The sequence below is a fragment of the Billgrantia antri genome (assembly GCF_017868935.1).
Taxonomy (GTDB): Bacteria; Pseudomonadota; Gammaproteobacteria; order Pseudomonadales; family Halomonadaceae; genus Halomonas; species Halomonas antri.
Genome location: NZ_CP053383.1, coordinates 1475982 through 1489282, shown reverse-complemented (window position 1 = coordinate 1489282; position 13301 = coordinate 1475982). Strand labels below are relative to the sequence as shown.

At 66.0% G+C, this 13301-nt stretch carries 13 protein-coding genes; 1 reads left to right on the top strand and 12 read right to left on the bottom strand.

Annotated features, from left to right (window positions below; translation table 11 throughout):
- Positions 1-259: 259 nt before the first annotated feature.
- The 12 genes from tal to HNO53_RS06975 all read right to left on the bottom strand — a co-directional run bounded on the left by tal (position 260) and on the right by HNO53_RS06975 (position 12563).
- The gene (gene tal, locus HNO53_RS07030) at positions 260-1210 is read right to left on the bottom strand and encodes a transaldolase (RefSeq protein ID WP_209477334.1); all 951 of its coding nucleotides are present in this window, start codon (positions 1208-1210) and stop codon (positions 260-262) included.
- 39 nt (positions 1211-1249) lie between these two features.
- Positions 1250-2734, bottom strand: coding sequence for a xylulokinase (xylB, locus tag HNO53_RS07025; RefSeq protein ID WP_209477325.1), 1485 nt, complete (start codon positions 2732-2734; stop codon positions 1250-1252).
- Positions 2734-4227 carry a mannitol dehydrogenase family protein gene (locus tag HNO53_RS07020; protein WP_209477324.1) on the bottom strand — a complete coding sequence of 498 codons (1494 nt, stop codon included), beginning with the start codon at positions 4225-4227 and terminating at the stop codon, positions 2734-2736. The genes xylB and HNO53_RS07020 overlap by 1 nt, the downstream gene beginning before the upstream one ends.
- 63 nt (positions 4228-4290) lie before the next feature.
- Positions 4291-4914, bottom strand: a complete 624-nt coding sequence (locus HNO53_RS07015) for a nucleoside triphosphate hydrolase (RefSeq protein ID WP_209477322.1) — start codon at positions 4912-4914, stop codon at positions 4291-4293.
- 80 nt (positions 4915-4994) lie between these two features.
- Positions 4995-5777: an L-iditol 2-dehydrogenase gene (locus tag HNO53_RS07010; protein ID WP_209477320.1), complete on the bottom strand. Its 783-nt coding sequence runs from the start codon at positions 5775-5777 to the stop codon at positions 4995-4997.
- Entirely contained in the window at positions 5774-6493 is a 720-nt protein-coding gene (locus HNO53_RS07005; protein WP_209477318.1) for an HAD family hydrolase, read from the bottom strand. Before HNO53_RS07005 ends, HNO53_RS07010 begins: the two co-directional genes overlap by 4 nt.
- Positions 6494-6504: 11 nt before the next feature.
- The gene (locus HNO53_RS07000) at positions 6505-7647 is read right to left on the bottom strand and encodes an ABC transporter ATP-binding protein (RefSeq protein ID WP_209477316.1); all 1143 of its coding nucleotides are present in this window, start codon (positions 7645-7647) and stop codon (positions 6505-6507) included.
- Between the two features lie 11 nt (positions 7648-7658).
- The gene (locus HNO53_RS06995; RefSeq protein ID WP_240549295.1) at positions 7659-8573 is read right to left on the bottom strand and encodes a carbohydrate ABC transporter permease; all 915 of its coding nucleotides are present in this window, start codon (positions 8571-8573) and stop codon (positions 7659-7661) included.
- Positions 8574-8589: 16 nt separating this feature from the next.
- Positions 8590-9480, bottom strand: a complete 891-nt coding sequence (locus tag HNO53_RS06990) for a carbohydrate ABC transporter permease (RefSeq protein WP_209477314.1) — start codon at positions 9478-9480, stop codon at positions 8590-8592.
- 63 nt (positions 9481-9543) lie between these two features.
- Positions 9544-10848 carry an ABC transporter substrate-binding protein gene (locus HNO53_RS06985; protein ID WP_209477312.1) on the bottom strand — a complete coding sequence of 435 codons (1305 nt, stop codon included), beginning with the start codon at positions 10846-10848 and terminating at the stop codon, positions 9544-9546.
- A gap of 161 nt (positions 10849-11009) precedes the next feature.
- Positions 11010-11963: a sugar-binding transcriptional regulator gene (locus tag HNO53_RS06980; RefSeq protein WP_209477311.1), complete on the bottom strand. Its 954-nt coding sequence runs from the start codon at positions 11961-11963 to the stop codon at positions 11010-11012.
- 42 nt (positions 11964-12005) lie between these two features.
- Positions 12006-12563, bottom strand: coding sequence for an NUDIX hydrolase (locus tag HNO53_RS06975; protein ID WP_209477309.1), 558 nt, complete (start codon positions 12561-12563; stop codon positions 12006-12008).
- Positions 12564-12633: 70 nt separating this feature from the next.
- Here HNO53_RS06975 and HNO53_RS06970 point away from each other — a divergent pair, with 70 nt between their 5' ends.
- A complete protein-coding gene (locus tag HNO53_RS06970; RefSeq protein ID WP_209477308.1) occupies positions 12634-13278 on the top strand; it encodes a CoA pyrophosphatase in 645 nt (214 codons plus the stop codon).
- Positions 13279-13301: the final 23 nt, after the last annotated feature.

Here is a 13301-nt window from a genome sequence, read left to right as displayed (position 1 = left end):
AAAAAAGCGGTCAATGCGACGCAGCAAGCTAAAAAAAAGCAATAATAACCTGAAATAAGGCCAATTCCCGGAGTTAAAAACCAAAAAACACCGAATACAAGTGACTACTCTCCATGAGATTCTTGCAATGCCCCTAAGTCTCCTTCGAGAGAGTGGTTCGGGCCGTCGCCGGAACCAAGAATAGTGTCGCAAACGGATAGGGTTGCAGCCCGGAAGCCGAAACCCTGATCTAGATCATGGACAAGGGAAAGCGTTGTGATCAGCCCAGCCGCTCCGCAATGCGCCGCTCGAGCTGCTCCTGGTCCTCGGCGAAGCGGCGGATGCCTTCGGCCAGCTTGTCATTGGCCATGGCGTCCTGGTTGTGCTGCCAGCGGAACCCAGGCTCGGTGAGCGGCACAGGGCGCTCGCCGGGGGCCGGAAAGACCACCCGCTTCTCGACGTCGCCCTCCTCGTTCGCCAATTCCTCGAGTAGGGTCGGTGAGATAGTCAGCCTATGGCAGCCGGCCAGCGCCAGTACCTGGCCGCTGGTGCGAAAGCTCGCTCCCATCACCACGGTGTCATAGCCGCCACGACCGGCACGCTCGCACACGCTGCGCACGAAAAGCACGCCCGGATCTTCTTCGGCAGCGTACTCCCTGCCGGTCTCCTTCTTGTACCAGTCGGTGACCCGGCCCACGAACGGCGAAATCAAGAAGACACCAGCATCGAAGCAGGCCTGGGCCTGGGCATCGCTGAACAGCAGCGTGAGGTTGCAGTTGATACCCTCCCGCTCGAGTCGCTCGGCGGCGCGTATGCCCTCCCAGGTCGAGGCCAGCTTGATCAGCACACGCTCGCGACCGATGCCGCGCCGCTCGTACAGTTCGATGAGCTCATGGGCCTTGCGCACGCTCGCCTCGCTGTCGAAGGAGAGCTTGGCAGCAACCTCGGTAGAGACCCGGCCGGGGACGAATTTGGTAATCTCCGCACCCTTGGCCACGGCCAGGCGGTCCACGGCGCGCTCGACCCGTGACGACAAGTCGCCGGCTTCGGCCTTGACCGCGGCAAGCTCCTCGTCGATCAGCGCCTGATAGCCCGGCAGGTCGAAAGCCTTGAGCAGCAGCGAGGGGTTGGTGGTGGCATCCTGGGGCCGGTAGCGCCGAATGGCCTCGAGGTCACCGGTGTCGGCGACCACCAGTGAATGGCGCTTGAGGGCGTCGAGTCGTGTCGTCATGAAGAATGCTCCGTAGGCTGTGGTTGCGCATGAAGGGGCTCAGGCCGGAAGGCCGTGCTGGGCCGACAGCGCCTCGCGATAACGGGCGTAGACCGTCTCGTAGGCCCGCACGCTGGTCGCCTTGGGTTCGGCCAGCGAAGCTTCGTCGAGGTGCACCAGGCGTTCGCACAGCGCTGCCAGCGAGAAGTCACGCCGCTCGCACCAGGCCGCCTGCAGCGCCGCACCCAGCGCGGCGGCGTCGGTTACCTGGGGGCAGATCACCTGGGTCGCGGTCACGTCGGCAACCATCTGGCGCCATAAAGGGCTATTGGCGCCGCCGCCGATCAGGCGGATCTGGCTCGCCCCGGCGGCCAGCGGTCCGAGCAGTTCGAGGCCATAGCGCAGGCCGAAGGTGGCGCTCTCCACCACCGCCCGGCACAGGTTGGCCTGGGTCAGGTTGCGGCTGTCGAGCCCCAGGAAGCTGGCCGTGGCGTGCGGCAGTGCCGGCACCCGCTCGCCGTTGAAGAACGGCAGCACCGTCACGCCCTCGGCACCGATCGGCGCAGCGGCCAGGCGCTCGCCGAAGGCGGCCAGGTCGAGAGCGAACAGCTCGCGTACCAGGGTGCTGGCCGAGGTCACGTTCATGGTGCAGATCAGCGGCAGCCAGCCTCCATGGCTGGCGCAGAAGTTGGCGACCATGTCGCTCTCGGCGCGCACCGGGTCGGGCGAATAGGCACACACGGTGCCCGAGGTACCCAAGCTCAGGGTGACGATGCCGGGCGCAATGTTGCCGGTACCGATGGCGCCGAGCATGTTGTCGCCTCCCCCGCTCGCTACCAGCACGCCCTCGCCCAGCCCCAGCTCGAGGGCCACCGCCGGGCGCAGTGTGCCGGCGGGTTCGCGGGAGTCGATCAGACGCGGCAGCACGCGCGCGGGGTCGAGCTCCGGAGCGATCTCGGTGAAAACGTCACGGCACCACTGCCGCGAGCGGGTATCGAAGTAGCCGGTGCCGGAGGCATCGCCCGCCTCCGCCACCCTCTCGCCGGTGAGCCAGTAGTTGAGGTAGTCGTGGGGCAGCAGCACGGTATCGATTCGGCGGTAGGCCTCGGGGTTGGTATCGCGCAACCAGGCGAGCTTGGACGCGGTGTAGCCGGTCTGCAGCACCAGGCCGAGCTTCTCGAGACAACCCGACGCGCCGCCCAGGCGATCGACCAGGGCCGCGTTGTGTGCCGCCGTCTCGGTGTCGCACCACAGCTTGGCGGGATACACCGGGCGCCCAGCGGCATCCAGCGCCACCATGCCGTGCTGCTGGCCGGACACACCGATGGCCCGCACCGTGCGGGGTGCGATACCGGCCCGGCTCACGGCCTCTTCGAAGGCGCCACGGAAGGCCTCGATCCACTCCTCCGGCTGCTGCTCGCGACGCCCGTTCGCTCCCTCCACCAGACGGTGCGGACGACTCGCCTCGGCGAGGATCGCCTCGCCGTCGATGTCGACCACCACCACTTTGGTGCTCTGGGTCCCGCAGTCCACCCCGATGTACATCACTTCGCTCCTTGCCCTTGCTCCCCGGTCAGAGCTTCAAGGGTAGCGCGCGCACCGTATTCGTGCAGGCTACGCAAGGTGCTCAGGTAGGCGTCGCGGAAGCGCTCGTGCTCGACCAGGTCGCCGAACAGCTCACGGTTGTCGATGAAGGCGGTAGGCCGGCTGCGATTCACGGCGGCCAGCGCCATCAGCTCGTCCTTGAGACGGTCGACCACGACTATGGGCTCACGCTGCTCGTCGATGCCCTCGGCGTAGCGCGCCCAGCTCGCCACCACCGCGGCGCTGCGGCGAATCTCGCCGCCCGCTTCGAGCTGCTCGCGTATCACCGGCACCAGCCACTTGGGAATGCGGTCGGAACTCTCGGCGCACAGTCGCGCCAGGGTGTCCTTGATCTCGGGGTTGGCGAAGCGCTCGATCAGGGTCTGGCGGTACTGCTCGAGATCCACGCCGGGCACCGGCGCCAGGGTCGGACTGCCCTCGTGACGCATGTAGCCGAGCAGGAAGTCGACGAACAGCGGATCGCGACACACTTCGTGGGCGTAGCGATAGCCCGCCAGGTAACCGAAGTAGCACAGCGCCTGATGACTGGCGTTGAGCAGACGCAGCTTCATTAGCTCATAGGGCACCACGTCTTCGACCAATTGTACGCCGACCTGCTCGAATGCCGGTCGGCCGCAGGTGAAATGATCCTCCAGCACCCACTGGGTAAAGGGCTCGCACACCACCGGCCAGGCATCCTCGATGCCGAACTCGCTGGCCAGCTCCTCGATATCCGCCGGCTGGGTGACCGGCGTGATGCGATCGACCATGGCATTGGGGAAGGCCACCTTGGCCTCCACCCACTCGCCCAGCGCCGGATCTCGGGCCCGGGCAAAGGCGGCGAACATGCGCCTGGCCACGTCGCCGTTACCCTGAATGTTGTCGCAGGACATGATCGTGAACGGTGCCAGGCCGCGCTCGCGCCGTCGCACCAAGGCCTCGATCACCAGGCCGAATGCGCTACGCGGTGCCGCGGGATTGGCCAGGTCGTGCTGGACGTCGCGGTTGTCGAGGTCAAACTCGCCGCTGACGGGATGGAAGTTGTAGCCCCCTTCGGTCACGGTCAGCGAGACGATGCGGATGGCGGGATCGGCCATGCGCTCGATGACCGCCTCGGGATCGTCAGCGGCGAACAGGTAGTCGAGCATGGCACCAATCACCCGCGGCTCGCGATCCCCGCCGGGATGCTTCACCACCAAGGTATAGAGATGATCCTGCGCTGAGAGCACCTCGCGCATGCGCCGGTCGCCGGGCATCACGCCGACACCGACGATGCCCCAGTCGAGCGCCTGACCGCGGCGCATCAGCTCGTCGAGGTACATGGCCTGGTGAGCACGATGAAAACCGCCGACGCCGATATGCACGATTCCCGGCTTCAACGCCCGGCGGTCGTAGCGCGGCACGGCCACACGCGGATCGAGGTTAGAGAGCGAGGCATTGCTGAGAGCAGGCATGAGGGCACTCCTTGCCGCGAGCGGCAATGACGAAAATGGGTGGCGTCCCGGGTGTGTTGCGGGTTAGCGCCAGTAGAGGTCCGGGGCGATGGACTCGCGCTTGATCAGTCGGGCATTGAGCATGTCCTTGTTTCGCGCCTTGTCGACGGCGCCTTCCTGCTCCTGGCCCATGCCCAGCCAGCGCTGGATCAGGCGTGCCTCGAGTACTTCGTCAGCCACCTCGAGCAGCAGGGTAATGTCGAACAGCGGGTGGAGTTCGCGCCACGGATCGCGGTCGAGCAGCAGGTAGTTGCCCTCGACGATGACGATGCGGTGCCCGAGGGTGATCAGCCGCCCACCGGCCCGGGCCAGATCCAGCGGGCGGTCGAACACCGGCACCGCCACGCTCCTGTCGGCGCGACGAATGCGCTCCAGGTCATGCTTCAACCCATCGGGATCGAAGGTCTCCGGCGCGCCCTTGATCGAAAGCTGTCCCAGCGGCTCGAGGATGGCGTTGTCGAGGTGATAGCCGTCCATCGGCACCACCGCGGCGATGCCGGGCACCCGCTCGTTGAGCTCGCGGCACAGCCACTCGGAGAGGAACGACTTGCCCGCCCCCGGCGGCCCGGCCAGGGCGACGATGAAGCGCTGCCGGTTCTCGGCGGCCTCCAGTAAACGCACCGCCATATCGTGAATGTTTGGATTCATTGTTCTTTTCCTACTCAAAGCGCAGGCATCAGGCGTGTTCGGAAAGGCGGCGAGCAAACGCAGCCAGTTTTCGAATACGCCTAGCTCATCCAGTTGCCTCCATCGACGTTTAGGGTTTGAGCGACCACGTACTCACTATCGTCCGAGGCGAGGAATACCGCCGCGCCGGCGTGATCCTCCGGCTTGCCCATGCGCCCGTAGGGCACTGCCTCGCCGACCAGACGCTTCTTCTCGCCCAGCGGGCGGTTCTCGTAGCGGGCGAACAGCGCATCCACCTCATCCCACATCGGCGTGTCGACCACCCCGGGGGCGATGCCGTTGACCCGGATGCCGTAGCGAATCAGGTCGAGCGCGCAGGACTGGGTCAGGCTGATCACTGCGGCCTTGGTGGCGCAGTAGGTACTCACCAGTGCCTCGCCACGCCGCCCAGCCTGGGAGGCCATGTTGATGATCGCCCCGCCCTCGCCACGCGCCACCATGTGCCGGGCCACCGCCTGAAGGGTGAAGAACAGACCCTTGGTGTTGACGGCGAACTGACGGTCGAAACTGCCTTCACTGACCTCGAGCACCGGGGCCATGTCGAATACCGCGGCGTTGTTGACCAGGATGTCGATGGCACCGAGGTGCTGGGTGACCGCCTGGACCATCGCCTGGATGGTGTCGACATCGCAGACGTCCAGGCGCACGCCCATGACGCGATCGGCGCCCAGCGGACGCAGGCCGGCCACGGCCTCCTCCACTGCCGCCACGTCGATGTCGGCCACGGCGACCCGTGCCCCTTCGGCGAGATAGCGCTCGGCGATGGCCAGGCCGATGCCGCGCGCGCCGCCGGTGATTACCGCCACCTTGTCCTGCAGTTTCATCTCGGATTTTCCTCGTTGGTTTCGCTGGTGGCTACCTTCGCTCCGGTGCGTCGTTGCTCGCGCCACTGCTGGATCAAGGCCTCCAGACCGTGCATGGCCGGCAGCACCCGCCACGCCCCGGCCTGATGCAACCGCTCGGCGTGCCCCGCCTCGATATGGCTGGCGCCGGTGAAGCCGATCACCGTCATGCCGGCGGCGTGGGCAGCGGTGACGCCGGAAACGCTGTCCTCGACAACCAGGCAGTCGCCCGGCGCCCGGCCCATCCGACGAGCCGCCAGCAGGTAGAGGTCGGGAGCCGGCTTGGGCCGCTCGACCTCGTCGGCGGTGAACAGCGGCACCTCACCCAGCCGGGCGTCGAGTCCGGTGACGGCCAGCGAGGCGAGCACCCGCCGGCGACGGCTGTTGGAGACGATGGCCAGCGGCAGCTCGATCCGCGCCAGCGTTTCCGCCACCCCCTCGACGGCACGCAGCTCTTCGGCCAGGCGCGCCTCAATGGCACCGTCGATGCGCTCCAGCGCATCCGCCGGCAGCCGATGAACGCTCTGCCGCTCCAGCTGCGCGAGGATTGCCGCGGTGGTCATGCCCAGCGCCTGGCGCACGGCGACGTCCTCGGGAATGTCCGGCAGCAGCTCGCCGAGCTGCTGGACCAGCGTGGCCTCGGCGACGATCTCGCTGTCCACCAGCACGCCATCGCAGTCGAAGATCAGTGTCTCCATGCCCGTTACGCTCATTGGCCGCCCGCCACGGACGGGGCGCGATGATCCTGGCGGTTGAGCCCGGCCAGGGGATGGCGAGACAGGCTGGGCAGAGCCAAGTCCTCGGCATCGAAAAGATGGGCGCAGGCGCGATCGAAGCCGAAGCGCAGGGTGTCGCCGACCCGGCTCTCGACGCCACCGTCGGCGCTCACGGTAACCAGGGTGTCCTGCATGCGCACGTAGAGCGAGGTCACCCCGCCGAGACGCTCGATCACCTCGATGCGCCCCGAGAGCGGTCCTTCGGGCTCGAGCTGCAGGTGTTCGGGACGGATGCCGAGCGTCAGCGAATCATCGGTCAGAGCACTGCCGTCGACCGGCACCGTACAGGTCGCTCCGTCGGGCAGACGCACCTCGACGCCATCGGGCCCCGCGTCGACGCGCTCCACCATCAGGAAGTTCATCTTCGGCGAACCGATGAAACCGGCCACGAAGCGGTTGCGCGGATGGTGATAGAGCTCCATTGGCGAGCCCACCTGCTCGACCACGCCGCCCTGCAGCACGACGATCTTGTCGGCCATGGTCATGGCTTCGATCTGGTCGTGGGTGACGTAGATCATGGTGGCGTCGAGCTCTTCGTGCAGGCGCGCCAGCTCGATGCGCATCTGCACCCGCAGCGCCGCATCGAGGTTGGAGAGCGGCTCGTCGAACAGGAAGATGCTGGGATTGCGCACGATGGCGCGGCCGATGGCCACGCGCTGGCGTTGCCCGCCCGAGAGCGCCTTGGGCTTGCGTTCGAGCAGCGGCTCGAGCTGCAGGATCGCGGCCGCCTCGCGCACCTTGCGCCGACGCTCCTCCTTGGGCACCCCGGCGAGCTTCAGGCTGAAGCCCATGTTGTCCTCGACAGTCATGTGCGGGTAAAGCGCATAGCTCTGGAACACCATCGCCAGGCCGCGCTCGGCGGGACCGACCTCGTTGATGCGCTTGCCGTCGATCATGATGTCGCCGCTGGTGGCACTCTCGAGACCGGCGATCATGCGCAGCAGGGTCGACTTGCCGCAACCGGAGGGGCCGACGAAGACCACGAACTCGCGGTCGTTGACCTCCAGGTCGACGCCCTTGATCACCTCGGTGCCTTCGAAGCGCTTGACGATGTTGTGAAGTTGTAGCGTTGCCATGGGATACCTCGTTACTTGACGGCGCCGAAGGTGAGGCCGCGTACCATCTGTTTCTGGGTGAGCCAGCCGAACACCAGGATCGGGGCGATGGCCATGGTGGAGGCCGCGGAGAGCTTGGCCCAGAACAGCCCCTCGGGGCTCGAGAACGACGCGATGTAGGCGGTGAGCGGAGCGGCGCTGGAGGAGGTCAGGTTGAGACTCCAGAACGCCTCGTTCCAGCTCAGGATGACCGACAGCAGCCCGGTGGAGGCGATGCCCGGCAGAGTCAGTGGCAGCAGCAAATAGATCACCTCCTGGAAGGTGCTCGCACCGTCCATGCGCCCCGCTTCGAGAATGTCCCGCGGCAGGTCCTTGAAGAAGGTGTAGAGCATCCACACCACGATCGGCAGGTTCATCAGGGTGTAGACGATGATCAGCCCGGTACGCGTATCAAGCAGGCCGAAATCGCGGAACAGCAGGTAGATCGGCACCAATACACCAACCGGCGGCAGCATCTTGGTGGAGAGCATCCACAGCAGCGTACCCTTGGTGCGCTTGGTGGGCAGGAAGGCCATGGCATAGGCCGAGGGAATGGCAATGGCGAGCGCCAGCAGGGTCGAGCCGAAGGCCACCACCACGCTGTTGAGGGCGAACTTGAAGTAGTCCGCCCGCGCCTGCACGGCGACATAGCTCTCCAGCGTCGGGGTAAAGATCAGACTGGGATCGGCGATCGCCTCGGCCTCGCTCTTGAAGCCGGTCAGCACCATCCACAGGATGGGAAAGAAGATGATCAGCGCAATGCCCCAGCCAAGCAGCGTCAGCCAGACCCGCCGTGCACCGACGCTGGGCACCAGCGGCGTGTGTCGGGCGCGCGTCTCACCGGCGGCGTTAGTACTGGCCAGATGGCCTTCGGCCGGCAGGGCCTGCTTGGTCTTGTAAGTGGTCATGAGTACCTCCCTAGCCTCAATGTTCCAGGTTCCTGGCCACCAGCCGGACCAGGAAGATGGCGACGATGTTGGCCAGGATGATGGCGACCACCCCGCCCGCGGAGGCCAGGCCGACGTCGAAGTCGAGCAATGCCTGGATGTAGATCAGGAAGGCAAGGTTGGTGGTGGCGAGCCCCGGCCCACCGGAGGTGGTGACATAGATCTCGGCGAAGATCGTCAGCAGGAAGATCATCTCGATCATTATCACCACGCTGATGGCCCGCTTGAGGTGCGGCAGCGTGATGTAGAAGAAGATGGACAGCGGCCCCGCCCCGTCCATGCGTGCCGCCTCGACCTGATCCTCGTCGAGAGACTGCATGGCGGTGAGCAGGATCAGCAGCGCGAACGGCAACCACTGCCAGGCTACGATGATGATGATCGAGGTCAGCGGCAGCGCCGAGAACCAGTCCACCGCCGGCAGGCCGAACACGCCGGCTAACCATGCCAGCACCCCGTTGGAGGGGTGCATCATCATGTTCTTCCATACCAGCGCGCTCACCGTGGGCATGACGAAGAACGGCGAGATGGCCAGCACCCGGGCGATGCCGCGGCCGGGAAACTCCTGCTGGAACAGCACCGCGAGCAGCACGCCGCCCGCGACGGTGATCGCCAGCACCGAGCCCACCAGCAGCAGGGTGTTGCCCATGGCCCGCCATAGCGCCGGGTCGGTGAACAGGAACTCGTAATTCTCCAGGCCGGCAAAGCCCTCCATGCCGGGCATCAACAGGTTGTAGCGCTGCAGCGAGAACCACACGGTCATACCCAGCGGGACCAGCATCCACAGCAGCAGCAGCGTGACCGCGGGCGCCTGAAGCGACAGCGAACGCAGGCCGCCGACGGTACGCCCGGAGGCGCGTGTCTTGCTCATGACATCACCACGTGCGTTGGATTGGCCACCGGGGGGCTCCCCGGCGGCGAGTCGAATACCGGATCAGTAGCCGGCACGTTGCATGGTGCGCTCGGTGGCGCGCTGGGCCGTCTGCAGCGCCTGTTCGACGCTGGTATCGCCGGTCAGCGCCGAGGCGATGGTCTGGCCCACCTGGGTGCCGATCGACTGGAACTCGGGGATGCCGACGAACTGCACGCCGACATAGGGGCTCGGCTCCAGCGTCGAATCGGTGGGATCGGCGCTGTTGATGGCGTCGAGGACGAAGCCGGCGAAGGGCGCCTCCTCCTGGTACCGCTCATTTTCGTAGGTTGATTCACGGGTGCCGGGCGGCACGCTGGTCCAGCCCTCGCTCTCGCCGACCAGTTCGATGTACTCCTGCGACGTGGCCCAGGTCAGGAAGGCCTGGGCGGCGTCCTGCTTCTCCGAGGAGGCGGGAATGGCCAATGCCCACGACCACAGCCAGTGCGCCCCCTTAGGCGTCTCGGCCACCGGCGCCGGCGCGAAGCCTAGGCGATCGGCGACCTGCGACTCGGCCGGATTGTAGAGCTTGCCGGCAGCGGAGGTGGCATCGACCCACATGGCGCAGTTGCCGCGCGAGAACAGCGCCAGGTTCTCGTTGAAGCCGTTGGAACTGGCCCCCGGCGGGCCATAGTTGCCGAGCAGGTCGACGTAGAAGCCGATCGCCTCCTGCCAGGCCTGGGAGTCGAGCTCCGGGTTCCACTCCTCGTCGAACCAGCGCCCGCCGAAGGTATTCACCAGAGTGGAGACGAAAGCCATGTTCTCGCCCCAGCCCGGCTTGCCACGCAGACAGATGCCGGCCAACCCATTGTCGGGGTCGTGCAGTTCGGCCGCCCAGTCGCGTACCTCCTCCCAGCTCGGCTGCTCGGGCATCTCGATGCCGGCCTCTTCGAACAGGTCGGTGCGGTAGTAAAGCATCGAACTCTCGGCATAGAACGGCAGCGCGTAGAGTTTGCCCTCGTGACTCAGGCCGTCGCGCACCGGCTTGAGCAGGTCGTCCTCGCGGTACGCCTCGGGCAGATCCTCGAGGGCGACCAGCCAGCCGCGCTCGGCCCAGATCGGCGCCTCGTAGGTACCGATGGTCATGACGTCGAACTGGCCGCCTTCGGTGGCGATGTCGGTGGTCAGGCGCTGGCGCAGCACGTTCTCCTCGAGCACTACCCAGTTGACCTCGATATCCGGATGGGCCTCCTCGAAGGCCTCGGTCAGGCTCTGCATGATGACCATGTCGTTGTTATTGACGGTGGCCACGGTGATGGTCTCGGCCTGGGCCGCGCTGGCGACGGCAACGGCCAGGCCGGCCAGGGGAAAGGCGTGAGCGAGCTTCATGTCGTGCTCCTGTGCTGGGCTTGCCCCGTGGGGCGTTGTTGTTGGAAGCCGGATATTGTTTTGAACAATTACTCATTCATCGATCAAATGATCGAATACGCAGAGCAAAAAGGCAAAGACGAACCCCTTAGACTTTAGGCTATAAAGAGGTAAGCGACTGACTAGCTTTCGTTTTCAAGGATATAGCGAGCAGCGTTCTCGTCGGTGACGAGCCCCTTGAGCCAGCCGCCACGCAAGGCGGCAAGGAGGGCAGGTCCCTTGTCGCGACCGCCAGCAAGCGCAACCAGGGTCTGGTTGCGAAACATCGTCAGCGGGAGACTGGTGACGCGCCGAGTGATCGAGCACTCGATGACGGCGCCGTTGCGGTCGAGGGGCCAGCCGAGCAACTCGCCCACGGCATTGCGCGAGAGCAACTCGTCGAGCTCGGCTTCACTGATGAAGTGATCTTGGAACAGGGTGGCCTGGCGATCGATGCGCCCTACCCCGATGTAGGCCGCCTCGGCATCCTTGGCGACCTCGACGATGGCCTGGAACAGGCGCTGACCGAGCATTGCCTCCTTCTCCTCCACCGAGCCAGCCACCACCGGCGCTGGCAGCAGGAAGCGCTCGCCGCCGGTCTTGTCGGCCAGCACCATCACCCCGTCGTAGCGGTTGGCGGATCCGTCGCGGGCAACGTTGCCCACCAGCGAGACGAAGCGGTGCTGGGGTCGCTCGATGCGGCTGAGCGCCTCCACCGTAGCCCGCACCGAGCGCCCGGTGCCCAAGGACAGGGTCAAGGGTTCGGAGCGCTCGATCAGCCGGGCCAGCCGCTCCGCCCCTGCCACTGCCAGATAGTGGGCGCTGCTCTCGGGGGCTTCCGGGTCGGCCGGCACCACGTCGCAGAACTCGAGTCCGAAGCGCTTGAGGAGGCTATCCGACATGACCATGCAATTGGCCAGCGGATGATCGATGTGCACCTTGACCAGCCCCTCCTGACGCGCCAGGGCCAACAGCCGCTGCACACCGGGGCGCGACACCCCGAGCTGGGTGGCGATCTCGTCCTGGGTCCGCCCCCCCACGTAGGAGAGCCAGGCCGCACGCGCCGCCTGATCCAGCTTCAGCTCGAACTTGTCCATGTTACCCGTCCCTCATCGATTGCCCATCAGGCCGAGCCACGATCATGCCGAACCAAAGTAGCGTTCGCGATCTTCGGCAGTAATATCGCTGATATGCAGGGGATAGTGGCCGTCGCCGCGGTCGGCATAGAAATGGCGCAGGGTGCGCTCGATGGTGGGAAAAGCCAACTCGTCCCAGGGGATCTCGTGCTCCTCGAACAGCGCCACCTCCAGGCTCTCGGGGCCGGCGGAGAAGCTGCCGGCGAGGTCGGCGCGAAAGATCATGTAGACCTGGTTGATGTGCGGCAGGTTGATCAGGGTATAGAGCCCATGGATTTCGACCTCGGCGCAAGCCTCCTCGCGAGTTTCACGAGCAGCGGCCTCGATGGTGGTCTCGGCGTTCTCCATGAACCCCGCCGGCAGGGTCCAGAAACCCTTGCGCGGTGAGATCGCCCGGCGGCAGAGCAGGATCCGCGAGCCGCTCACCGGCAGAGTGCCCGCCACGATGCGCGGGTTCTGATAGTGGATCGAGCCGCAGGCGTCGCACAGGTACCTGGGCCGGTCGTCCCCTGCCGGGATCGCGAAGCGCACGGGTTGGCCGCAGTGGCTGCAGAAGTTCATGGGTCTCCCTGGCAGGCTTGACGTCGGCGAAGGCCCCCGGGTAGAAGGAAGCAAAGCCGATGGAAACCCCATGTTAGAGAAACTTCGCCAGCGCCTGCAAGCGCACGCTCCGCGCCGCCTGCGCCTCGACATGCCCCAGGCCGCGGTGTTGTTGCCGATCGTCGACCGCCCCGAGCCGACGCTGCTGTTCACCCGCCGGGCGGGCCACCTCACGACTCACAGCGGCCAGGTAGCGTTCCCCGGCGGCAAACGCGAGGAGGAGGACCGCGACCTGCTGTTCACCGCCCTGCGTGAGTCCGAAGAGGAGATCGCCCTGCCGCCGGAGCGGGTCGAGCTGCTCGGCCGCCTGTCGGACGTGATCTCGCTGCACGGCATCCTGGTCACGCCCTATGTGGGCCTGATTCCGCCCGACCTGCCGCTCGTGCCCGATCCCACCGAGCTGGATGCCATCTTCGAGGTGCCGCTCGAGCTCTTCCTCGAGGATCGCCGCCACCACACCGACGTGATTCCGGTCAACGGCCGCCCCCACTACGTGCCCAGCTACCATACCCAGGGTCAGGTGATCTGGGGCCTCTCGGCGATGATGCTGGTGGAGCTGCTGGCCGAAGGATTCGAGCGTCCCGTCAGCCTGTTCAATGAGCCACCACACGGTCGGCTATGCTATTTTCCCGAACGCCTGCTGCGCAGCTCGAAAACCGAGACGCGTCTTTCCTGAGTGCCTGCCCCGGAGATCCTGCC